This window comes from Bacillus sp. FSL L8-0193 (genome assembly GCF_037976065.1).
Classification (GTDB): domain Bacteria; phylum Bacillota; class Bacilli; order Bacillales; family Bacillaceae; genus Bacillus; species Bacillus paralicheniformis.
This window is the reverse complement of the sequence record NZ_CP150261.1, coordinates 4,141,499-4,163,866: the sequence shown is the minus strand read 5'-3', so window position 1 is coordinate 4,163,866 and position 22,368 is coordinate 4,141,499. Positions and strand designations below refer to the sequence as shown.

At 45.2% G+C, this 22,368-nt stretch carries 20 protein-coding genes and 2 riboswitches; of the genes, 16 read left to right on the top strand and 4 right to left on the bottom strand.

The window, feature by feature from the left end; all coding sequences use genetic code 11:
* Window positions 1–108: 108 nt before the first annotated feature.
* The 3 genes from yhfH to aceA are packed head-to-tail and all read left to right on the top strand — an operon-like array spanning window position 109 to window position 3,164.
* Window positions 109–246, top strand: coding sequence for a protein YhfH (gene yhfH, locus MHH76_RS20885; protein ID WP_023856901.1), 138 nt, complete (start codon window positions 109–111; stop codon window positions 244–246).
* A gap of 42 nt (window positions 247–288) precedes the next feature.
* The gene (gene aceB, locus MHH76_RS20880) at window positions 289–1,878 is read left to right on the top strand and encodes a malate synthase A (RefSeq protein ID WP_020453505.1); all 1,590 of its coding nucleotides are present in this window, start codon (window positions 289–291) and stop codon (window positions 1,876–1,878) included.
* Window positions 1,879–1,892: 14 nt separating this feature from the next.
* Window positions 1,893–3,164: an isocitrate lyase gene (aceA, locus tag MHH76_RS20875; protein WP_020453504.1), complete on the top strand. Its 1,272-nt coding sequence runs from the start codon at window positions 1,893–1,895 to the stop codon at window positions 3,162–3,164.
* 50 nt (window positions 3,165–3,214) lie between these two features.
* Here aceA and MHH76_RS20870 read toward each other — a convergent pair whose 3' ends face one another.
* Window positions 3,215–3,373 (bottom strand): hypothetical protein, encoded by a 159-nt coding sequence (locus MHH76_RS20870; RefSeq protein ID WP_020453503.1) that lies wholly within the window; start codon window positions 3,371–3,373, stop codon window positions 3,215–3,217.
* A gap of 204 nt (window positions 3,374–3,577) precedes the next feature.
* A riboswitch (TPP riboswitch) is annotated at window positions 3,578–3,682 on the top strand.
* 114 nt (window positions 3,683–3,796) lie between these two features.
* Between MHH76_RS20870 and tenA the strand changes: the two genes are divergently transcribed.
* The 9 genes from tenA to MHH76_RS20825 all read left to right on the top strand — a co-directional run bounded on the left by tenA (window position 3,797) and on the right by MHH76_RS20825 (window position 14,822).
* Window positions 3,797–4,483, top strand: coding sequence for a thiaminase II (tenA, locus tag MHH76_RS20865; RefSeq protein WP_020453502.1), 687 nt, complete (start codon window positions 3,797–3,799; stop codon window positions 4,481–4,483).
* Complete coding sequence (locus MHH76_RS20860) at window positions 4,480–5,079, top strand: ECF transporter S component (protein ID WP_020453501.1); 600 nt, start codon at window positions 4,480–4,482, stop codon at window positions 5,077–5,079. Before tenA ends, MHH76_RS20860 begins: the two co-directional genes overlap by 4 nt.
* Window positions 5,054–6,646, top strand: a complete 1,593-nt coding sequence (locus MHH76_RS20855) for an ABC transporter ATP-binding protein (protein ID WP_020453500.1) — start codon at window positions 5,054–5,056, stop codon at window positions 6,644–6,646. The genes MHH76_RS20860 and MHH76_RS20855 overlap by 26 nt, the downstream gene beginning before the upstream one ends.
* The gene (locus MHH76_RS20850; protein ID WP_020453499.1) at window positions 6,643–7,377 is read left to right on the top strand and encodes an energy-coupling factor transporter transmembrane component T; all 735 of its coding nucleotides are present in this window, start codon (window positions 6,643–6,645) and stop codon (window positions 7,375–7,377) included. Before MHH76_RS20855 ends, MHH76_RS20850 begins: the two co-directional genes overlap by 4 nt.
* A 182-nt stretch (window positions 7,378–7,559) precedes the next feature.
* Window positions 7,560–8,393 carry a PRD domain-containing protein gene (locus tag MHH76_RS20845; protein WP_020453498.1) on the top strand — a complete coding sequence of 278 codons (834 nt, stop codon included), beginning with the start codon at window positions 7,560–7,562 and terminating at the stop codon, window positions 8,391–8,393.
* 311 nt (window positions 8,394–8,704) lie between these two features.
* Window positions 8,705–10,564, top strand: a complete 1,860-nt coding sequence (locus MHH76_RS20840) for a PTS beta-glucoside transporter subunit IIBCA (protein WP_020453497.1) — start codon at window positions 8,705–8,707, stop codon at window positions 10,562–10,564.
* Entirely contained in the window at window positions 10,554–11,972 is a 1,419-nt protein-coding gene (locus MHH76_RS20835; RefSeq protein ID WP_020453496.1) for a glycoside hydrolase family 1 protein, read from the top strand. The genes MHH76_RS20840 and MHH76_RS20835 overlap by 11 nt, the downstream gene beginning before the upstream one ends.
* A gap of 166 nt (window positions 11,973–12,138) precedes the next feature.
* A complete protein-coding gene (locus tag MHH76_RS20830; protein ID WP_020453495.1) occupies window positions 12,139–12,591 on the top strand; it encodes a GyrI-like domain-containing protein in 453 nt (150 codons plus the stop codon).
* 146 nt (window positions 12,592–12,737) lie between these two features.
* Window positions 12,738–14,822, top strand: a complete 2,085-nt coding sequence (locus tag MHH76_RS20825) for a catalase (RefSeq protein ID WP_020453494.1) — start codon at window positions 12,738–12,740, stop codon at window positions 14,820–14,822.
* 61 nt (window positions 14,823–14,883) lie between these two features.
* On the opposite strand, the gene MHH76_RS20820 is transcribed toward MHH76_RS20825, so the two are convergent.
* Window positions 14,884–15,258 carry a hypothetical protein gene (locus tag MHH76_RS20820; protein ID WP_020453493.1) on the bottom strand — a complete coding sequence of 125 codons (375 nt, stop codon included), beginning with the start codon at window positions 15,256–15,258 and terminating at the stop codon, window positions 14,884–14,886.
* Window positions 15,259–15,434: 176 nt separating this feature from the next.
* Window positions 15,435–16,628: a nucleoside transporter C-terminal domain-containing protein gene (locus MHH76_RS20815; protein ID WP_020453492.1), complete on the bottom strand. Its 1,194-nt coding sequence runs from the start codon at window positions 16,626–16,628 to the stop codon at window positions 15,435–15,437.
* 134 nt (window positions 16,629–16,762) lie between these two features.
* Window positions 16,763–16,864: riboswitch (purine riboswitch) on the bottom strand.
* A gap of 528 nt (window positions 16,865–17,392) precedes the next feature.
* Between MHH76_RS20815 and MHH76_RS20810 the strand changes: the two genes are divergently transcribed.
* From MHH76_RS20810 to MHH76_RS20795, 4 genes are read left to right on the top strand one after another with little or no spacing between them, the layout of a single operon-like run.
* A complete protein-coding gene (locus MHH76_RS20810; protein ID WP_020453491.1) occupies window positions 17,393–17,689 on the top strand; it encodes a DUF4176 domain-containing protein in 297 nt (98 codons plus the stop codon).
* Window positions 17,690–17,691: 2 nt separating this feature from the next.
* The gene (locus tag MHH76_RS20805) at window positions 17,692–18,330 is read left to right on the top strand and encodes a hypothetical protein (protein WP_020453490.1); all 639 of its coding nucleotides are present in this window, start codon (window positions 17,692–17,694) and stop codon (window positions 18,328–18,330) included.
* Window positions 18,331–18,348: 18 nt separating this feature from the next.
* Complete coding sequence (locus tag MHH76_RS20800; protein WP_020453489.1) at window positions 18,349–19,776, top strand: alpha/beta hydrolase; 1,428 nt, start codon at window positions 18,349–18,351, stop codon at window positions 19,774–19,776.
* Between the two features lie 10 nt (window positions 19,777–19,786).
* Entirely contained in the window at window positions 19,787–20,911 is a 1,125-nt protein-coding gene (locus tag MHH76_RS20795) for a hypothetical protein (protein WP_020453488.1), read from the top strand.
* 448 nt (window positions 20,912–21,359) lie between these two features.
* On the opposite strand, the gene galE is transcribed toward MHH76_RS20795, so the two are convergent.
* Entirely contained in the window at window positions 21,360–22,355 is a 996-nt protein-coding gene (gene galE / locus MHH76_RS20790; RefSeq protein ID WP_020453487.1) for a UDP-glucose 4-epimerase GalE, read from the bottom strand.
* Window positions 22,356–22,368 lie beyond the last annotated feature (13 nt).

The following is a 22,368-nucleotide window of genomic DNA, read 5'->3' as shown; positions in this document are numbered from 1 at the left end:
AAATATTTTTTGGAAAAAGGTGTGTACTTTTTTCTTTTTGCGCTGTATACTGTACTACAACAGAAATAAAAAATATAAAACTGTTCTATAAAAAGGAGAGTGACACAAATGAGCTTGAAAAGTCCGATGGAATTTTTCAGAACGCTTCCAAAAAAAACGTGCCCTGAATGCGGTGAAAAGATGGAGGAGCAGGCTGAATCTTACTTTATGGAATGTGAGCGCTGTCTTTCCAAAAAAGGCGAGTAAGCAAACTGTTTTATAACAATGCATGTAAAGGGGTAGGGAGACATGAAAACAGAGGAGAAGAGAACTCAGATAACCGGATCGATGAATCCGCAGTATGAAGAGATTTTGACAAAAGAAGCGCTGGAGTTTATCGGACGTCTTGAACGACATTTCGGGGGAAGAAGACGGGAATTGCTGCATTTGCGAACGATCAGGCAGGCTGAAATTGATCAAGGGAAGAATCCCGGTTTTTTGGCGGAAACGAAGCACATCCGCGAGGCGGACTGGACGGTCGCCCCGCTCCCCCGGGATTTGGAGGACCGCAGGGTTGAAATCACCGGCCCGGTCGACAGAAAAATGGTCATCAATGCTTTAAATTCAGGAGCCAAAGTCTTTATGGCCGACTTTGAAGATGCGAACTCGCCGACTTGGAAAAACTGCATTGAAGGCCAGGTTAATTTGCGGGACGCGGTTCGCGGGACGATTTCTTTTACGAATGAACAGGGCAAACGCTATGAGCTGAAAGAAAACCCCGCCGTCATCATTGTAAGACCGAGGGGATGGCACTTGGAAGAGAAGCATGTGCTGATCGGCGGCAAGCCCGTGTCAGCAAGCCTGTTCGATTTTGGCCTTTATTTTTTCCATAATGCAAAAGAGCTGATCAAAAAAGGAAGCGGCCCTTATTTCTACCTTCCAAAAATCGAAAACCATCTGGAAGCAAGGCTGTGGAACGACGTGTTTGTTTATGCGCAAAACGACTTGCGCATTCCGCAGGGGACGATTAAAGCGACGGTTCTCGTTGAAACGATCCTGGCGGCTTTTGAAATGGATGAAATCCTCTATGAATTGAAGGAGCATTCAGCCGGACTTAACTGCGGCAGGTGGGATTATATTTTCAGCTTTATTAAGAAATTCAGGAACAGGGAAGACGTCATTCTTCCAGACCGCTCAGCCGTGACGATGACGGTTCCAAACATGAGGGCGTACTCCCTCTTGGCGATTCAAACGTGTCATAAACGCAACGTCCATGCGATCGGGGGAATGGCGGCGCAAATTCCCGCTAAAGACAAACCTGAGATCAATGAAGCCGCATTTGCCAAAATCCGCGAAGATAAGGAACGTGAAGTAAAAGACGGACATGACGGAACATGGATCGCGCATCCCGGCATGATTCAAACGGCGCTCGATGTATTCAATCAGCATATGCCGTCGGCGAACCAGATTCATAGAAAGCGGGAAGACGTAAAGGTCGAGGAAAAAGACTTGCTGGAAGTACCGCAAGGCCGGATTACAGAAGCAGGCGTCCGTACCAATATCAGCGCCGGCATCCGCTATTTAGCTTCATGGCTGTCGGGCAGAGGCGCCGCTCCGATCGACCACTTAATGGAGGACGCAGCAACGGCGGAGATTTCCAGAGCCCAGCTTTGGCAATGGATTCGCCATCCGAAAGGGGTTCTTGACGATGGCCGGAAAGTCAACGCCGAAATGGTCAAGATGATGAAAGAGGAAGAAATGCAGAAAATCTTCGAAGAAGCCGGCATAGAACATTTTCGGAGCGGCCGGTTCGAAGAGGCCGGACAGTTATTTGAACAGCTGATTTTGGATGATGAATTCGCGGAATTTCTAACGATACCCGCTTATGAAAAAATATGATGGGGGAATGTGCGATGCTGAAAGAAAAACAACTCGCAGAAAGCTGGGAGCATGAAGAACGCTGGAAAGGGATCACAAGGCCGTATCAGGCGGCTGACGTTATTCGGCTGAGAGGCACGCTTGAGATTGAATACACGATTGCAAGGCGCGGCGCCGAAAAGCTGTGGAAGCTTCTCCACACAGAGGACTTCGTGCCGGCGCTGGGCGCTTTGACCGGAAATCAAGCCATGCAGCAAGTAAAAGCCGGATTGAAAGCGATTTATTTAAGCGGTTGGCAGGTGGCGGCCGATGCCAATTTGTCAGGGAGCATGTATCCTGACCAAAGCCTTTATCCGGCAAACAGCGTGCCGGAAGTCGTCAAAAAAATCAACCGTACGCTGCAGCGCGCCGATCAAATTCACCATATGGAAGGAAAAGAAGACATCGATTGGTTTGCTCCGATTGTGGCCGACGCTGAAGCGGGCTTCGGCGGACAGCTGAATGTGTTCGAGCTGATGAAAGGTATGATTGAAGCCGGCGCCGCGGGAGTTCACTTTGAAGACCAGTTGTCGTCTGAGAAAAAGTGCGGGCATTTGGGCGGGAAAGTGCTGCTTCCGACGCAAACGGCGGTGCGTAATTTGATTGCCGCGCGCCTCGCCGCAGACGTGATGGGAGTCCCGACCATTCTTATTGCCCGTACGGACGCGAATGCGGCCGACCTGATCACAAGCGACGTCGATTCATATGATGCGCCGTTTTTGACGGGAGAGCGAACAGCGGAAGGGTTCTTCAAAACAAAGCCGGGTCTTGATCAGGCGATTGCGAGAGGTTTGGCGTATGCGCCGTATGCCGATTTGATCTGGTGTGAAACGTCTGAGCCGAATATTGAAGAAGCCCACCGGTTTGCACAGGCGATCCATGAAAAATTCCCGGGCAAACTGCTCGCCTACAACTGCTCCCCTTCGTTCAACTGGAAGGCCAAACTGGATGACAACACCATCTTGAACTTCCAGAAACAGCTCAGTGAAATGGGCTATAAATTTCAATTTGTCACACTGGCAGGCTTCCACGCCTTAAACCACGGCATGTTTGAATTGGCCCGTCAATATAAGCACCGCGGAATGGCGGCGTATTCTGATCTGCAGCAGGCCGAGTTTGCCAGCGAAGTCCACGGCTATACGGCGACAAGGCATCAGCGCGAAGTCGGAACGAGCTACTTTGATGAAGTCGCCCAGGTTGTGACAGGCGGGACTTCATCAACCACTGCACTGAAGGGATCGACTGAAGCGGAACAATTTCAATCCTAAAAACGTAAAAAGCCGCCCGTCATTGGGCGGCTTGCTTGTTGTCTATCAAGTTAGCAATTGACATCATTGGAAGGGGCGGTAAAAGGGTTTTCCCTAATAACAGTCAGTGTCTGATGATTCTTGTTGTTTCTTTTGGCCGGCCGGTTGTCTTTGCTGAAAGAATAGAACAAATACACAGCCATTGTCAAAATCAAGATAAACATCATCATAAATATCCCCTCCAAATTTTTTTGTCTTCACTATATTAGACGAACAAGCCCGCAAAAGGTTTCAGAAAATTAACATTTTTCCATAAATATTTTTACCCGCTGCATCTTCTGTATGAAACCCGGCGGTTTTATACAAGAATAAAACTGAAAAACTCAGGTTGACATCATAATCATTGATGTGTAGAGTAAAAGTTAATGTAATAGGAAGTCCACTAGGGGAGCCGTAAGCCGGCTGAGACAAGTAGCGATCTTGGACCCTTTGAACCTGATCTAGTTCATACTAGCGTAGGGAAGTGGAGCCGGTGTCTTTATGATTTCATCATACAAAGGCCGCTCCATTTTGGGGCGGCTTTTTTGCGTATAAAGCGGCTCGCTCCCCCCTGTGCCTTCCTTATAAAACCGATTGCTGAGGAGGCTATCTACATGAGTTTTTCTGCAGAACTTCGCCGCGAGGCAGACCCTATTTTTGAAGCCATTTTTGAGCATCCGTTTGTATTGGGACTGGCGTCCGGCAAGCTGAAAAAGGAGCAGCTTATTCATTATGTGAAGCAAGATTACGAGTATTTGAACGCTTTTATTCAAATCTACGGAATTGCAATTTCCAAGTGTCAAAACCGGAAAGACATGGAGATGTTTCATGAGCAGATTTCATTTGTATTAAACAGCGAAGTGCACCCGCACAACAACCTGTGCCGGGCCGCGGGGGTGGAGTATGAATCTCTGCAGGGCTATCCGCTTGCGCCTTCTGCCCATCATTATATCCGCCATATGCTGACGGCGGCGCACGAAGGCACGCTGGGAGAGATATTAGCCGTCTTGCTGCCTTGTCCGTGGACATATTGGGAGATCGGAAAAAAACTGATGATGGACGTTCAGCCTGACCCGTCGCATCCATTTTATGACTGGATCTGTTTTTACGGAGACCGAACCGATTCAATCACGACGAAGTTTTGCGCCCGCCTGGATGAATGGGCCGAAACAGCGGGCAAGGCTGAAAAAGAAAAAATGAAGGAGCTTTTTTTGCAAAGTTGTCAGCTTGAATACGGCTTTTGGGAGATGGCTTATACAGTTGAAGATTGGCCTGTGGAAATGGAGGCGGTGAGACGATGAATTGGAACATGAAAGAAGTCGTGATGGCAGTGATCTTGTCCGTTGCATGCGGCGTCATTTACTTAGGATGGTCCACCTTGTGGATCCCTGTTTCAGCTATTGTCGGGCCTGTCGGAGCGAACTTTATGTTCGGCATTTGGGTGATCGCCAGCCCGATTGTCGCTTATATCATCCGTAAACCGGGTGCGGCGCTGATTGCCGAGACGGCAGCTGCGGCGGTCGAACTGCTGACCGGAAGCCACTTTGGACTGTCAGCATTATTAATCGGTGTGTTCCAGGGAGCCGGTGCGGAAATCGCTTTTGCGATCTTTCGCTATAAGCGTTACAACTTGTTTACCCTTATGCTTTCCGGTGCGCTTGCCGCGGTCGGAAGCATGACATACAGCCTGATGGCGAACGGTTTTGCCTACTATACGACGCAAACGCTGATCATGACGCTTATCATCCAAATCATCAGCGGCATTGTACTCGGCGGCTGGCTGGCAAAAGCCGTTGTCGAAGCGCTTGCGAAAACGGGCGTCCTGAATCAGTATGAGATCATGAAGGAACAGCGGAAGAAGGATGATGCCGATGCGTTCATTTCTCGGATGCAGTAACCTTTCCGTCCGTTTTTATCATCGTCCTGAAACAGTCCTAGACCGGGTCTCGCTGTCGATTGGGCAGGGAGAGAAAGTGCTGATACTCGGTCCGAGCGGAAGCGGCAAATCGACACTGTTGTCCGTGCTTTCCGGCATCATTCCTGAACATGTCGAAGCTGAGGTCAGCGGAGAGGTCAATCGCAGAAAGAGCGCCGGCGTTATGTTTCAGGATCCGGATTCGCAGTTCTGCATGCTTCATGTTGATGAGGAAATCGCTTTTAGCCTAGAAAACCGGTCTGTCTCCCCAAAAGATATGGACGGCATCATCTCGGAGCTGATGGAGCAAGTCGGATTAAAGATAGATAAGAAAACGCCGATCGAAACCTTGTCAGGCGGTATGAAGCAGAGACTGGCATTAGCGTGCCTGCTCGCTCTGGAGCCTGAAGTGCTGTTTTTTGACGAGCCGACGGCGCAGCTGGACCCGGCCAGCCGGAAAGACATCTTTGCCTTGCTTCGTAACGTTTCACGAAAAAGCGGACAGACGATGGTGTTCGTCGAACACGTGCTGGACGGCTGTATCGAGTGGATGGACCGCGTCATTCTTTTCAATGGAAAGGGACAGATCATCGCTGACGGAAAGCCGGAAGAAATCGTGAAACATTTTCAGCCGGAGATGAAAGCGGCGGGCATCTGGCAGCCGAAACTGTACCCTGCGGTATGGGAAGATGTCATCACACAAGATGATCATCCGCTCGCCGTCAAGCTCTCTTCTACATTGAAAATGAAAGAGGAGGAGGCGAAAAACAGGCCTACAGCTGACAGAGACATATTGATCCGCGCAGACGACGCGGCGATCGGCTATCGGAAAAAGATCGTTGCCGACGGCATCACCCTTGAGATTCCAAGGGGAGAATGGATTTCGGTCATCGGCGAGAACGGGAGCGGAAAGAGTACGTTTTTAAAAAGTCTGATCAGGCTTGAAGCCGTCAAAAAAGGGCGCCTTTATCTTGAGGATCGGGAGCTGAAGAAATGGTCCGACCGTACGCTCTATGAGAAGGCCGGCTTTGTTTTTCAAAATCCCGAGCTTCAATTTATTCGGGACACGGTGTTTGACGAGATCGCGTTCGGGGCGAGGCAGCGGGGATGGCCGGAGGACCGGGTCGAAAAGAAAACGGCTGAATTGCTGCGGGAATTCGGACTTGACGCTCATCAAAAAGCGCACCCCTTTACATTAAGCCTCGGGCAGAAACGGCGTTTAAGCGTTGCGACAATGCTTTTGTTTGACCAGGATCTGCTGCTGCTTGACGAGCCGACATTCGGTCAGGACGAAAGGACGGCGCAAGAATTAATCAAGCGGTTAAAGGAACGGCAGGAACGGGGAACGACGATTGTGATGGTGACGCACGACATGGACATCGTAGATGAGCATTCCGGCCGTGTCATCGTGTTTCATCAAGGGAAAGCGGCATTTCAAGGAACGCCGTATCGATTATTTTCTGATCAAGGCCTCGTCCGCCGCTTTTCATTGATACCGCCGCTTCATTACCGGTTCATGCATGAAAGAAAGGAGAGGGTTCCCGTATGAAAAGCAATGGTTCACTTCTTTCGGCATTGAACCCGAGCGCCAAGCTCTTTTCCCACCTCCTGGTCATGTGCTTGCTCATGTTTGTTTCAAATCCGAAACCGACTCTATTCATTTGGCTGTTTGCGGTTGCCATCGGAATTTTTTTCGGGGGATGGACTTTGTCTTATTTAAGTAAGCGGCTGTTGCCTTATCTCGTCTTTTTTATTCTCGTCTTTTGGATGATGGCCGCTTTTGGAAAAGGCGAGGAAACGATTTGGGAATGGGCCTGGTTCCGCGTCACCGAGGAAAGCGTCGGCAATGGGCTGACAATCGCGCTCCGGATGCTCGGGTTTGTCACATACGGTCTTTTGTTTACATCAACAACCGATTTGACGCAGTTTATTATGAGCCTGGTTCATCAATGCAGGCTGTCGCCTAAATGGGCTTATGGCTTGCTGGCCGGCTTCCGTTTTGTCCCGCTTTTTCAGTCTGAGCTTTCGCAAATGAAGGCGGCGCACAAAATCAGGGGCTATAAGCAAAAAAACAGCTGGAAGGCGTTTATTCGCTATGCGCTGCCTTTGTTTTCGCAAGGCATCCGCAAGTCGGAAAGAATCGCCGTTGCCATGGAAGCGAGAGGGTTTACCGGTGCAAAAGACCGCACCTACTATCAAACAGCGCGGCTTTCCGGAAAAGACTTCGTTTATTTTGCGGGTCTGGCGTCAGTCACAGCGGGAATTTTGCTCATTTTTTAAGAGGGTTTTTTACAGGGCCGCACTGCGGCTCTTTTTTTATAAATCGGGCATTCTGTAAAATGTAAATATTTCGGACGTTGACTGAAACATATTGACCTAGGCCAAAAAGATTGTACAATCAATGTGTACCATATGAAAAAAGAAATATAAAAAATCCCCTTACAAGATGGGAGTGGCGCGATGTGAAAATTGCCAAAGTGATCAACAACAATGTGATCAGTGTTTTAAATGAACAGGGTCAGGAATTAGTGGTCATGGGCAGGGGAATCGCTTTTCAAAAAAAGCCTGGGGAAGCGGTGGATGAATCGAGAATCGAGAAGATTTTCAGGCTTGATAATAAAGATGTATCAGAAAGATTTAAGACGCTGTTGGACGAAATTCCGATCGAATTTATGGAAATGTCTGAAGAAATTATCTCCTATGCGAAATTAAAGCTCGGCAAGAAGCTGAATGACAGCATTTATGTCTCGCTGACCGACCATATTCATTTCGCCGTCGAACGGCATAAAAAAGGTCTGGATATTAAAAACGCCCTGCTTTGGGAGACAAAACGGCTGTATAAAGATGAGTTCGCCATCGGCAAAGAGGCGCTGGCCATCATTGAAAAGAAGACGGGGACAGCTCTTCCGGAGGATGAAGCCGCTTTTATCGCACTCCATATCGTAAACGCCGAGCTGAATGAAGAAATGCCGAACATCGTCAATATTACGAAAGTCATGCAGGAGATTTTAAGCATCGTCAAATATCACTTTCATATCGATTTTGATGAAGAATCGCTTCACTATTACCGCTTCATTACCCATTTGAAATTTTTCGCGCAGCGGCTGTTCAGCGGAGCCTATATGGAAAGCCGGGACGACTTTTTATTTGAAACCGTCAAAAATAAGTACCGCGACGCTTATGTGTGTACAAATAAAATCAGGCAGTACATCGAAAAAGAATACGGTCATCAGCTCACAAACGAAGAGCTTCTGTATTTGACGATTCATATCGAGCGGGTCGTTCATCAAAAATAGAGGATGATGCTAAAATGAAAGCGTTGACAATTGGATAAATGTATGCTACTTTTTACTTACATCAACTTATACAGGTTGTTAGGATTGTTACTGATCATGCAGGCAAAACCTAAATGACTGTGAGCGGGATTCTTATGCCCTTGTTTTTCACAGTGATTTAGGTTTTTTTATTTTCATCATGTCTTAAAACGGGATTGTTACTGTTCGGCAGGCAAAACCTAAACTAAGCCTTCTTTGTACTGGCTTTAGTTTAGGTTTTTTATTTTTTAACAGCTTAATAGGGCTTTAGGAGAGACAGGAGATGATCAACGATGGATGTTCAATCAATGGCAAAAGAAATTCTGGAGCGCGTCGGCGGGGAGAAGAACGTTGTATCGCTAGTCCATTGCGCGACAAGGCTTCGCTTCAAACTGAAAGACCGTTCCAAAGCAGACAGGGAAGCGCTTGAAAATACGGATGGCGTGGTAACCGTAGTGGAGAGCGGCGGACAATTTCAAGTCGTTATCGGCAATAACGTTCCTGAAGTCTATAAAGAAATCGGCCGGATCTCTCAACTGTTGGAAGGTTCTGCGGCCGATCACAGCCAAAAAGAGAAAGGAAGCCTCGCCGGTAGATTAGTAGATATCGTATCTAGCATTTTCACTCCGCTGCTCGGCGTCATGGCAGGAGCGGGGATTTTAAAAGGCATGCTTTTGATTTGCACAAACGCCGGCTGGCTCTCGCCGGAAGAGACGACATATACGATTCTATACGCGGCAGCCGACAGCCTGTTTTATTTCCTGCCTTTGCTGCTCGCCGTTACGGCCGCCAAAAAATTTGGAGCGAACCCGTTCATAGCGCTGACGATTGCCGGGGCGCTGATCTATCCAACGATACTCGAACTGAAAAACAGCGGCGCCCAGACGGAGTTTTTCGGCATTCCGGTCGTCTTGATGAATTATACGTCGACCGTTATCCCGATTATCCTTGCCGTATTTGTAATGAGCTATCTTGAAAGATTATGTATGCGCTTTATTCATGAAAGCGTGAAGAACTTTATCACCCCTTTATTATGCCTGACGGTGATGGTGCCGTTAACTTTGATCGTATTCGGACCGCTCGGTGTTTACACAGGAAACGGGATTGCGGCGGCGATTCTGTCCGTTTTTGATGTCAGCCCGATTCTGGCAGGAGCGATTATCGCGGCCTTATGGCAAATCCTTGTCATCTTCGGCATTCACTGGGGGATCGTCCCTGTCATTTTGAACAACATTGCCGTCCACGGCAAGGACTACATCAAACCGGCGACGGCAGCCGCCGTCTTTGCCCAAACAGGAGCTGCGTTTGGTGTCATGCTGAAGACGAAAAACAAGAAGTTGAAAGCATTGGCAGGATCTGCTGCCGTTACCGGGATATTCGGGATTACAGAGCCGGCCGTCTACGGGGTGACACTCAGGCTGAAAAAGCCGTTTGTATGCGGTGTCATCAGTGCAGCGGCAGGCGGAGCCATTATCGGATACTCCGGCAGTGTCGCCCTCGCTTCCGGCGCTCCGGGCTTGTTGACGATTCCGATTTTTTACGGACCGGGCTTTCTCGGCTTTATCATCGGAATTACAGTTTCGTTTGTTTTATCAATTTTGCTCACTTACATTGTCGGCTTTGACGACCCTGTGGAGGAGACGAAAGAGCAGCCCGTTGAAAAAAGCGCCGGTGAACCAATTTACAGCCCTTTGCAAGGAGAAGTCCTGCCGTTAACAGAAGTATCAGATAAAGTGTTCGCATCGGGGGCGCTTGGAAAAGGAATCGCGGTGCTTCCGTCAAAAGGCGTTGTCACCGCCCCTGCGGACGGCATCGTGACAACGGCATTTCCGACGGGTCACGCATACGGCATAACGTCAGAAAGCGGAGCCGAGATTTTGATTCATATCGGGATGGACACGGTCAGACTCGATGGAAGGCACTTCAATTCCAAGGTCGAGCAGGGGCAAAAAGTGAAACGGGGTGATATACTCGCAGAATTCAATCTGGACGCTTTGAAAGAAGAAGGGTTTGACGTGAAAACACCAATCATCGTTACAAATTCCGGTCAATACACGGATATCATTCCAACGGATCAAAAACAGGTGAAAACTGAAGAACCGATCATCACTTTAATTTCATCACCATGGGAGGAAAATAATCATGAAATATAAAACATTAGCTCAATTTCCGGAAGAATTTTTGTGGGGTGCGTCTACTTCCGCTTATCAAGTGGAGGGCGCTTGGGATGAAGATGGAAAAGGGCCTTCTGTCATCGATGCGCGCGAAAGCTACCCGGAAGGGACAACCGATTTTAAAGTCGCAAGCGACCATTACCACCGCTATAAAGAAGATATCGCCTTGTTTGCGGAAATGGGCTTCAAAGCGTACCGTTTTTCGATTGCCTGGACGCGCATCATTCCGGACGGGGACGGCGATATTAATCCGAAGGGCATCGAATTTTACAGCCGTTTGATCGATGAACTCCTGAAATATGGAATCGAACCGATTGTTACGATGTACCACTTTGATCTGCCGAATGCTTTGCAGAAAAAAGGCGGCTGGTCGGACAGGGCCACGATTGACGCCTTTGAAAAGTATGCGAGAATCCTTTTTGAAAGCTACGGAGACCGCGTCAAATACTGGCTGACCATCAACGAGCAAAATATGATGATTCTCCACGGATCTGCACTCGGCACACTTGATCCAAACTTGGAAAACCCGAAAAAAGAGCTATATCAGCAAAACCATCACATGCTTGTCGCACAGGCAAAAGCGATCAAGCTTTGCCATGAGATGCTGCCGGAAGCGAAAATCGGCCCTGCGCCGAATATCGCGCTCATCTATCCTGCTTCTTCGAAACCGGAGGACGTGCTGGCGGCTTTTAACTATAATGCGATCCGCAACTGGCTTTACTTGGATATGGCCGTATTCGGACGGTACAATACAACGGCATGGGCATATATGAAAGAAAAAGACTGCACACCGGTCATCGCCGAAGGAGATATGGATATTCTGCGGTCAGCCAAGCCGGACTTTATCGCGTTTAACTACTATACGTCGCAAACGGCTGAAGCGAGCAGGGATGACGGCAGCGACACGGCTGCCCGAGGCGGCGACCAGCATTTGCAGACGGGAGAAGAAGGCGTATACAGGGGAAGCAGCAATCCGCACTTAAAGAAAAACGCATTTGGCTGGGAGATCGACCCTGTCGGTTTCCGTTCGACGCTGCGCGAGATCTATGACCGCTATCAGCTGCCGCTGATCATCACTGAGAACGGCCTCGGCGCGTTTGATCAGCTTGAAGACGGAGATGTCGTAAATGACGACTACCGCATCGATTATTTAAAGGAACATATCAAGCAAATTCAGCTGGCGATCACGGATGGAGTCGATGTTTTCGGCTACTCCCCATGGTCTGCCATCGACTTGATTTCAACCCATCAAGGCTGTTCAAAACGCTACGGATTTATTTATGTGAACCGCGACGAATTTGATTTGAAAGACTTGCGCCGCATTCGCAAAAAAAGCTTTTACTGGTATAAAGACTTGATTGCTTCAAACGGCGAAACACTAGATTAAACAAAGAAAGAGGATGTTCAGATGATCTCTGAATATCCTCTTTTTTGTTGTGGAAATGATCATTTTAAAATTTACAGAAAATTTTAAAAATGTAAATGTAATTAGTTTTAAAGCATGTTACATTCGAAACGTAACGAACAACAATCAGGAAAGGAAGAAAAAATCTATGACATTCAAAGTTGAAACACTTCCAAACTATCGTATTGCTTATATGCGACGAGTTGGTCCGTACGGTCCTGCCAATATTGAGGTAATGGAGGCATTAAAAAAATGGGCTAAGGAAAAAGGTCTTCTTGAGTCTGCCATTCTGTTTGCGATTCCACAGGATAACCCGGAAACAACATCTCCTGATCAGTGTAGATTTGATGCTTGTATTGTGATACCACATGATTATCAAGTCGATGATTCAGTTTTTGAAGGGGAAATTTCCGGCGGAAAATACCTGATTTACGATGTTAAACATACAGCAGAAGATATTCAAAAAGCATATTCTGATATTTTTTCATCTCTGCAAAACAATGAATTTCAACTGGACAATAGACCAATAATGGAAAAATACACGGGGGATATGTTGAGCAACCCGTATTGTGAAATATGTGTACCTTTAAAATCGGTTTAATTCATTTTCTTGTGCAAACTTTGAATTTATTAAAATTACATTTCCCTTTAACGAGCGCTGCGTTTAACTCGCTGATAGACAGGGTAAATCATAAAATAGCAATCCAGATCAACTACATAGGGAATAAGAATGGGGAGGGATGACAAGTGAATAACAATGATGGCCGCCGCAACGTCAATGAGCACAGCAAGGATCAACAACTTGAACAGTACCGGTCTGACAACCGGGGCAAAAAAATGACGACGAACCAAGGTTTACGCGTATCTGAAGACGAGCACTCTTTAAAAGCAGGCGTGCGCGGTCCGACGCTGATGGAGGACTTTCATTTCCGTGAAAAAATGACCCATTTTGACCATGAACGGATTCCGGAGCGGGTCGTCCATGCGAGGGGTTTTGGCGCGCATGGCTATTTCCAGGTTTACGAGCCGATGACGAAATATACGAAAGCAAAGTTTCTTCAAGATCCGTCAGTGAAAACACCGGTGTTTGTCAGGTTCTCGACTGTAGCCGGTTCCAGGGGCTCGGGTGATACCGTCCGTGATGTCAGAGGATTCGCGACAAAGTTTTATACAGAAGAAGGGAACTATGATCTCGTCGGCAATAACATCCCCGTTTTCTTCATTCAGGATGCCATCAAGTTCCCTGACCTGGTGCATTCCTTTAAGCCGGAACCGAATAACGAAATGCCGCAGGCTTCTACAGCGCACGATACGTTTTGGGACTTTGTCGCCAACAATGAAGAAACGGCTCACATGATCATGTGGGCGATGTCTGACAGGGCGATTCCGCGAAGCTACAGGATGATGGAAGGCTTCGGCGTTCATACGTTCAGGTTTGTAAATGAAGAAGGCAAGGCGCGCTTTGTTAAATTTCACTGGAAGCCCGTCCTTGGCGTCCATTCGCTCGTCTGGGACGAAGCGCAGACAATCGCCGGGAAAGATCCCGACTATCACCGCCGCGATCTTTGGGAAGCGATCGAAAGAGGCGATGAAGTGGAGTATGAGCTCGGCGTGCAAATGATTGACGAAGAAGACGAGTTCAAGTTTGACTTTGATATCCTTGATCCGACAAAGCTTTGGCCGGAAGAAATGGTTCCTGTTAAGATCATCGGTAAAATGACGCTGAATCGAAACCAGGATAACGTTTTTGCCGAAACGGAACAGGCCGCTTTCCATCCGGGCCACGTTGTTCCGGGAATCGATTTTACAAACGATCCGCTTTTGCAGGGCCGGCTCTTTTCCTATACGGACACACAGCTGATCCGATTGGGAGGTCCGAACTTTCATGAAATTCCGATCAACCGGCCGGTCTGTCCGTTCCATAACAACCAGTATGACGGCTATCACAGAATGACGATTAACAAAGGGCCTGTCGCTTATCATAAAAATTCGCTGCAAAACAACGATCCGGCGCCTGCTTCAGAAGAAGAAGGCGGATATGTGCATTACGAGGAAAAAGTCGAGGGCAAAAAAATCCGCCGGCGCAGCGAAAGCTTTAACGATCACTATTCGCAAGCGAAGCTGTTTTGGAACAGCATGTCTCCCGTTGAAAAAGAACATATCATTTCGGCGTTCCGCTTTGAAGTCGGAAAGGTCAAAAGCAAGGACGTCCGCCGCCAAGTCGTTCATATGTTTAACAGGGTTGACAGGGAGCTTGCCAAGCAAATCGCTGCGGGTGTAGGTGTAGAGCCCCCTGAAAAAGACGAAGGCTCCAATGTGACGTTCAAATCCCCTGCGCTCAGCCAGGAAAACACGGTCAAACTGCCGCAGACGAGGACCGTCGCCATTTTAGCAGAGCAAGGTTTTGATGATGAGGACCTCAGCCGGGTGTTGAAAGAGTTCAAAAAAGCCGACATCATTCCGGACATTGTCAGCTCGGCACTCGGCGTGATCAAAGGGACCGGCGGTACAGAAATAGAAGTCGGTAACACTTTGCAGACGGTCGATTCCGTGCTGTACGATGCCGTTTATATTCCGGGCGGCCAAGAAAGCATTGAACGCCTGCAATTGCATAAAGCCGCATCGGATTTTATCAATGAAGCATTCGGACATTATAAAGCGATCGGAGCCGCAGGCAAAGGGATCGATCTCCTGCTGTCCGCCGCCGGGTCCCACGCGGCAGCACAGCCGGGCATTATCACCTCTCGCGATGATAAGAGCAAAGACGACTTCGGCAAAAAGCTGGTCGAAGCGATCGGCGGGCACCGCCATTGGGATAGACAAGTTTCATAGTGAAGAGATTTCTAAGCACCCTGTTTCAAGGGTGCTTTTTCAAATAATGAATAAAAACAGTTTAAAACTTCCTGGATAAAATAATCCATGATGAAAATACCGTGATAATCTGTAATGAAACCAGTATCCGAATCACATCAATTCCCGCTAATGTGATAAAGCCCATTTGCATTCCGATGATGAGCACCAAAAGGTACACAGATAAAGCGATCATGGAAAACTGCATTCCTTTTTGTCTGATGTGTTGAGATCTTTCATCCTTTTGTTTGAATTGCGGATAAAGGTATCCTCCGGCAAAACTTAAAAAAGCTAATGTGCCAAACATTAAAAGTTCGATTAAAGATATTGAACCAGCAGCTATACCGAAGGCCAGTTTTGCAAGAAATATAAAGACAAACAATCCTCCAATGATGTAATAGGTTTTTCGCAAAGCCATGATATCTCCTCCTTACTAAAGTATTAGAAACTTTCTTTTTAAATGACCAGTGTGTGATTTTACCATTTACCTAATTATATAGTAAAGTGAGCTTTACGTAAAGTCAGCTTTACAAAAAGAACAAAAAAACTTGCCACGTGAATGGCAAGCTAATACATGATGGATTAATAATCAGGTTACCAAACAAACAGCCCGACAATCCCCGCGCTCAACAGCGACACCGCTATTCCACTGACAAGGAGCTTCCACACATTTCTTCCGATAATCGCTGATTTTTCTCCGTTAAATAAGGAATTGTATGTTCCATAGATCATTCCGATCGTACTGAAGTTGGCAAACGACGTCAAAAATGTTGTGGCCACGGCGGCTGTATGGGGCGAAATCGTATCTAGCTGCGTTTTTAAATCCATCATCGCGACGAATTCGTTTGTTGCGAGTTTCATCCCCATCAGCTGTGCGACATACATCGCGTCACCCGGCGCCAGTCCAAGCAGGAATGCGAACGGACTGAAGATGTAAGAAAAGATTTTTTGAATCGTCAAACCGTCCATGATCAACCCCAACATTCCGTTCAAACATGAGGTTAAAGCGACATATCCGATGACCATGGCGAGAATGACGATGACCATGTTCATTCCGACCATCATGCTGTTTGAAATCGTTGAGAAAAAGTCCTTTTTCTCTTCTTTTGGCGGTACGTAAATGATGTCTTCATCCTTAGTGACTTCTACCGGGTTTAAAATGCTGGCCAAGATCAACGCATTTAAGCAATTCAATGGAATCGCTGTAAATACGTATGTTGCAGGAACCATCGTTAAATAAGAACCGAGAATCGATCCGCTGATACTGCTCATGCTCATAATGCCGAACGTCAGCAGGCGGTTGTCCTTTAATACGGCCAATTGCCCGCGAATCACGGCGAGCGCTTCAGTATTCCCCAGAAACATCATTTGAATCGAAAAGAAACTTTCTAATTTAGGAAGGCGCGAGACTTTCGAAATCACCCAGCCGATCTTATCAATCATCCATGTTAAAATTCCGAAATAAGCCAGTATATCAAAAAATGTCACCACAAAGATAATCGGCAGCAAGGCGCTGAAGAAAAAGTCAACGGTTTCATTGCCCATCACTGACGGAAAGGCAAACGCAATACCGTCGCTTGCACAAGCGATCAGCCACGAAAAGAAAGAGGCGATCAGGTTGATGGCCCATCCGCCGATTTTTGTCCCAAGCATAAACCAAGTCACCAAAAGCTCAACGATGAAAAGGGAGAGAATCGGCCTCCATTTTACGCTTTTCTTTCGCGGGGAACAAAAATAAATCACGGACATGACAATGAAAATGCCTAAAATGTTAATGAGAAAATACATGATGCCAACTCCCGAATGTTTTTTGAAAATAAAAAAGCTCTTACTTTTCATGGGTTCCGATAAAGAAAGCATGAAAAATAAGAGCAAATAAAAAATAGATATATTGTTTGCGCAATACACTTTTTACATGATCAAATCTATTCAAACTTCCTTGTAGTCTGGCGATTTACGGTTGCCAGGTAGAAACAATCAGACCCTATTACTGATTATATACAAGAAGTGAGCTTCTATTATTTTGACTGTATTTTATCTCGAGATTGTGTAAAATTCAAGCTAAAAAATATATTTTCACAATAATTTTTTAAATAAAGTCACGTCTAAAGAAGGTTGCATATTGAGAGATGCACAGCAAATCATCTGAGAGAAAGCCGGCTTTTCAAGCGGGAAGTCACCATGCACAGAACAACAGACGAAAAATGGAAGGTGATAAGATTCTTTTTATTAGAGGAGAAGCGTAAGCGATTGCGCTTTATATTTCATGATGCCGCCGCCTACTATGGCGGTTTTTTTGTGAAACTTTATCTGAAAGGTTCCGTAAGTATGATGAATCGTTTCAGTGCTAAGTGCTCACTGTAACATACTAATGACACCGACAAACCTTACATAAAGAGCGAACCTTAAATCAAAAGTCTTTGATTTGAATAGGTAAAATTTCACGGTACTTTAGTTCGTTGAATGAAATGATACCTTTTTGCTATGATTTTCCTATGTTTTTACAACTTGTATATATGTCCAATTTCAGAGAAAAAGAGGGATAATCAATTATGCTATTAAAAAAGAACTATCTTCCTGTCGGCAGTGTTGTCGGCTTACATAATGATTCAAGACGTCTGCTTATCATCGGGCGGCAAATGTTTTCTGAGACAAACCATGTCATCAGAGATTATGCAGCTGTCGACTATCCAAACGGTTTTACCGATCCGAAAGAGCAGCTAGTTTTATTTAATAAACAAGATATAGAAGTTGTGTACCATTACGGATATGTAGATCAAAAAGAATTGCAGCTTGATGAGTTGCTAACAGAAGCTGAAGCAGGAAAAAACGAAAATAAGGAGCAATGACGATGGGACATTTTCGCTTCAACAAAGAACTTTCACATAAGGCAGCGGGGACCATTAGTCAGCTGGAAAACGCCTTTAGCCATGTATTTGAGAACATGGTGTTTTTTCGTGAAGAATTAGACCGGCACAGCGGAAAAGCCGCCGCAGCGCTGCAGAAAAAAATGAGTGACAACATCAACTTTTTCAGTAAAGCGAGCAGCTGTTTATTATATTTTGCAGACAGTGTGCGGTGTTTTGCAAAAGCGGTCGAACTAACGGACGAATCCGACAAACCGGCCAATGTTCAGCCGCAGTCAAGATCGGAAAGAAACCATACATTTTCGGCTGAAAGAGTCCAAAGTGAAATAAAAGTAAACGGCGAATCGTTACACCAGGCAACCGGAAAGTTTGAATCAAATCTATCTACATTAGACGAAGTTTTGCACCATTTTGACACAATGCTCAGAGAAATGATGTATGAAACAGAGTTTCCGTGGGAAAAATTCGATGACGTCTGGTCTGATGCAAAGTCGCACATCAAATCGATCATGACGGAGCTTAAAAAAAGAGTCAAAGAACTTTCAGCAAATGCCAAAAACATCATTAAGGAATTAAAGCGCGTCGATAACGTAATCTCACAACAACTGCAAAGAGTGAAATGATGGAAGGGAACTAGAGTTATGGCATATTATAATAGAGAGCCAGAAATCACAAACATGATCAAAAGCCATGAAAGAAGAGCAAATCGAATGCTGCAGCATGCTCAATCCAGCCGTTTGCTTGAAGCTTTTAATAAAATATGGGTTTCGATAGAAAATAAAGAACTTCCGAACTTTGTATCAAAAAACGTCATGAATTTTAATGTGGCGGATATCAAATCGGAAATCAACGATTGGATAAAGGATTTAAAAGATTGTCAGGAGAATGCCAGACGCAAGTTTGAGTCTATGGAAGACCCCTCACCGGAAGACATACAGAAACGCAACAATATTACGAGTGACGTCGTTCTTTTAATTAGCCAATACGAGAATCTAAAAAATGGCCTTGATCAGGTGGAACAAGATTTCAGCAATGTCGCCCGCACCCACCGCGCCCCAATGCGCGAAGCTTTGACAGATATCTCAATCTTGTATAATTCAGTTAACCATGTGAAAGGCGATTTTTCGGATTATAAGAATGTTTCGGTTTATGTGCATGGGATTGAGGATAGTGGGAATGGATTTAACAATAGTGTAGAAAAAGGAGCGCAGAAAGGTGATGTGATCGTTCGTATCAAAAAAAAGGGTGATAAATATGATTATGAATATACTTATATTGACAAGCGTGGTAATAGAAAAACAGTAGATGAATATAAAAAGTTGTTTAGGATTGATGGATTCAACACAGACGGTCGTCTCCATATTGTTTATGACACAAATGAACCAAATGAGCATCGGCAAGCAACAAGTGACGATTTAGCAGAAAAGTTAAATGAGATGGGGTTGATGAATGAGGAGATAAAGATCGATATGTTCGGCCACAGCTATGGTGGAAGAAGATCACTGCAATTTGCGATGGATTACCCTGACCATGTGCGAAGCATCACAACAATCGGAACGCCATATGATAAAAATCTCTTAGCTACCGGGGCTAATAGAGCACGCTGGCTCGCAGACAATGCTGCTGGAAGAGATACTATGAATACGAGTGATTATTTAGATTTTAATAAAGAAAACAAAAACAATGATAATGGAAAAGACTACAGTAATGCCTATACTGATATGGACAGTGAAGCTATGACTGAAGACATTAATCATTTGAAATCTGCCAATCCTGAGGTGTATCAAAAGCTTCAAAAAATGGACATTACCGCTGCGGCGGGATACAGAACAGAGGATACTGTGAGTTTTTCCCCTTACTATACTGCAAGTGGAAAACATAAAATAAACAGTGATGATATCGTTTCAGTTGAAAGTCAACATGGGGACATATTAGGCGATCTCATTGATGAAAAACCAGAAATTGAAGTAAAAGGTTCCGGTGTCACCAAACCTGGACATATTTATGAAGTTGAAGACTCTGAATTTGTTGACTTGATTCGAGAAGTTAACAAAAAAGAAGCAGAATAGGAGCAGTTCAATGACAAAAAAAAGGTTTATAAGCTTTAGCGTAATAATACTCTTGCTGATGATCACCGGCTGCGGCAAAGATGATATTCAGGCAGTCAACTATGAAAAAGGCTTGCCGAAAGAAGACAGCCCGGCATTTAAAGAATTTATGAGAAATGAATTTGGATTTCCTGATGATATTACTTTGAGAGTTCAAGATTCAATTTATACTATGATGAGTAGTCAAAAAAATGGAATTCGTTATTATACATATACGGATAAACAGCTTAAGAATAGTTATAAACCTATTTTTTCTACCAAAGAAAATGTCTCAGCCAAGTTGTCTGACTTAAAGCAGAAAGATTCATTAATAGATGAGGGAGAAACAGTCCATGATAAAATAGGGCAAGGTCTTCCTGAGATGAAGATAGTCAATAAAAATGTTATAAAAGTAAAAACAACATTTGGTGAGAAGAAAATAAAATTACCGATACCATCAAGTGCTAAAGAAGTTTATCTCAGCCTTTACGCGGTTGATAAAGAAAATATGCTTATAGGAGTATCCGATCATACAGGTGAAGAGACTCCAAGAACATATTACTTATTTTTAAAACAAGATCTTTCGCAACATCTGATTGTGAAAGAAGATAAATTACATGCAACACTTGAGTCTGGAAAGTTAAATAATTATCTATCAGTATTTCCAAAAGTTACAGAAGATGGATCATATCTTAAGTTATTCGACAAATATATATTCGAAAAAAAGACGAACAAAGTTAGGAAAATCAAAGACACTGATATTCTAAGCAAAGACGGTAAATATGTTTATATTAACGGAGCAAAAGAAAAAGAAACAAATGTAATGGCTGATGGTATTCAACAGATACAAACAGTGGATAATTATCTAAAAGGAAATGAAAAATATGAAGCTCAGTTTAAGATTGACTTCAAACAAATTGCGAAAGAGATGGATTTTAACGCGGGCGATGCAAGGATAGCTAATATTCATTATTTTAATAAAGATTATGTAGTTTTGTATATTTCCTATCATGGGAAGCCAATTGGGACAGCAGGTTCTGTTAATGTACTAATTGATTTACAAAAAAACAAACAACAGCCAACGGCTTATTTAGTTGATTTAGGAATCGAATCATAGAGGGACTGAAGAGTTTTTATTCAGTCCTTTTCTTATTTGACAAAGGTAGGCCACAAAAGTGGGATAAGCCTTCTGTCTTTTTTGGAACTCAAATAAAAAGGAACATAAACGATAGAAACACTCAATGAAAAAAAGATGGTTTATATACTTAGGCATTTTCATAATATGCTTGCTGGTGATCACCCACTGCGAAAAAGACGATGACGCATTCACAATTTTTTAATAAAAATTATGTGGCCATCCAATTTTCATATGATTTCATCTGGTATGGCTCGGGATATATTGATATGCTGATTGATCTGCAGGACAAAAAACACCCGACTGCTTACTTGATAGATTATTAGGATGATTGGGTAGTCGATTAGATTTACAGTATCCATTTATCATTAGAAAAAACCGCACCTCCATAGTTAGACACTATCTAACGATAGGAGGTGCAGTTCATTTTTCACCCTTGCTTCACCTTCTCCGCCGCATATCCATTCGGATTCGCAGAGTGCCAGTTCCAGGCGTCGCGGATGATTGCGATCAGGCTGTTGTGCTTTGGAGTCCAGCCTAATTCTTTTTTGGCTCTGGAGGAAGAAGCGGCAAATGTTGCTTGTGAGTCGATGTCCGTTTCTGTCAGCTTTGCGGCGATAAGAGGAATGCCTGTGACATATTGGGCGGCAAGAATGATTTGTTCAGCGGAGTAGCTTTCGCCATAGCTGAGATTGTAGATTCGGCTATCCCTGCCTTTCCGCAAATGGCTGATGGCGAGCACGTGTGCTTCTGCCAAATCCTGCACGTGAACATAATCGCGGAAGCCAGTTGCTTCTTCAGGTTGATCTATGTGAACAAAAGGAAGGTGTCCGAGAGCGGTTCGCAGAACATTGGAAATGAGATGTGTTTCACTTCCCCGGTCTTCGCCGATGATGACAGATGGGTGGGCGCCGCACGCATTGAAGGAGCGGAGGATCACATATTTCAGACCGTACGCTTTTTCCGCTTCCATCAGCATTTTCTCCATCATCCATTTGACCTTCCCGTGCGGGTGAACGGGTTCTGGTTCGGTTTCTTCTGTGACAGGGAGGTTCTGCGGACAGCCGTAGACCGCAACGCTTGATGCAAAAACGATCCGGCCGACATCGTATTCTTTCATCACGTCAAGCAGTGTTTCCATGCCTGTCATGTTTTCGTTGAAAGAAGAAAAAACGCGATTCGACTGTAATGGAATAGGTGATGCTGCGAAATGCATGACGGCTTCAATGTCCTCATTTTCAAATACTTGCTTGAGAAAATGCCGGTCGCGAATATTCCCTTCATAAAACGCAGCTTCGGGGTGAACGGCTTCTGCGTGTCCCGTTGCCAGGGAATCCACAACGACGACTTTTTCTTTTTTCTCAATTAACGTGTAAACGGCGTGGGAACCGATATAACCGGCTCCCCCGACAACAAGTATGCTCATCGGAATCCCTCCT

Excerpts from the sequence above, each read along its gene's own strand:
- MHH76_RS20830 (WP_020453495.1), top strand. The coding sequence starts at position 12,139 with ATGACATTCAAAGTTGAAACACTTCCAAACTATCGTATTGCTTATATG.
- aceB (WP_020453505.1), top strand. The coding sequence starts at position 289 with ATGAAAACAGAGGAGAAGAGAACTCAGATAACCGGATCGATGAATCCG.
- galE (WP_020453487.1), bottom strand. The coding sequence starts at position 22,355 with ATGAGCATACTTGTTGTCGGGGGAGCCGGTTATATCGGTTCCCACGCC.
- MHH76_RS20805 (WP_020453490.1), top strand. The coding sequence starts at position 17,692 with ATGGGACATTTTCGCTTCAACAAAGAACTTTCACATAAGGCAGCGGGG.
- tenA (WP_020453502.1), top strand. The coding sequence starts at position 3,797 with ATGAGTTTTTCTGCAGAACTTCGCCGCGAGGCAGACCCTATTTTTGAA.
- MHH76_RS20800 (WP_020453489.1), top strand. The coding sequence starts at position 18,349 with ATGGCATATTATAATAGAGAGCCAGAAATCACAAACATGATCAAAAGC.
- aceA (WP_020453504.1), top strand. The coding sequence starts at position 1,893 with ATGCTGAAAGAAAAACAACTCGCAGAAAGCTGGGAGCATGAAGAACGC.
- MHH76_RS20840 (WP_020453497.1), top strand. The coding sequence starts at position 8,705 with ATGGATGTTCAATCAATGGCAAAAGAAATTCTGGAGCGCGTCGGCGGG.
- MHH76_RS20810 (WP_020453491.1), top strand. The coding sequence starts at position 17,393 with ATGCTATTAAAAAAGAACTATCTTCCTGTCGGCAGTGTTGTCGGCTTA.
- MHH76_RS20815 (WP_020453492.1), bottom strand. The coding sequence starts at position 16,628 with ATGTATTTTCTCATTAACATTTTAGGCATTTTCATTGTCATGTCCGTG.
- MHH76_RS20835 (WP_020453496.1), top strand. The coding sequence starts at position 10,554 with ATGAAATATAAAACATTAGCTCAATTTCCGGAAGAATTTTTGTGGGGT.
- MHH76_RS20870 (WP_020453503.1), bottom strand. The coding sequence starts at position 3,373 with ATGATGATGTTTATCTTGATTTTGACAATGGCTGTGTATTTGTTCTAT.
- MHH76_RS20820 (WP_020453493.1), bottom strand. The coding sequence starts at position 15,258 with ATGGCTTTGCGAAAAACCTATTACATCATTGGAGGATTGTTTGTCTTT.
- MHH76_RS20855 (WP_020453500.1), top strand. The coding sequence starts at position 5,054 with ATGCGTTCATTTCTCGGATGCAGTAACCTTTCCGTCCGTTTTTATCAT.
- MHH76_RS20860 (WP_020453501.1), top strand. The coding sequence starts at position 4,480 with ATGAATTGGAACATGAAAGAAGTCGTGATGGCAGTGATCTTGTCCGTT.
- yhfH (WP_023856901.1), top strand. The coding sequence starts at position 109 with ATGAGCTTGAAAAGTCCGATGGAATTTTTCAGAACGCTTCCAAAAAAA.
- MHH76_RS20795 (WP_020453488.1), top strand. The coding sequence starts at position 19,787 with ATGACAAAAAAAAGGTTTATAAGCTTTAGCGTAATAATACTCTTGCTG.
- MHH76_RS20850 (WP_020453499.1), top strand. The coding sequence starts at position 6,643 with ATGAAAAGCAATGGTTCACTTCTTTCGGCATTGAACCCGAGCGCCAAG.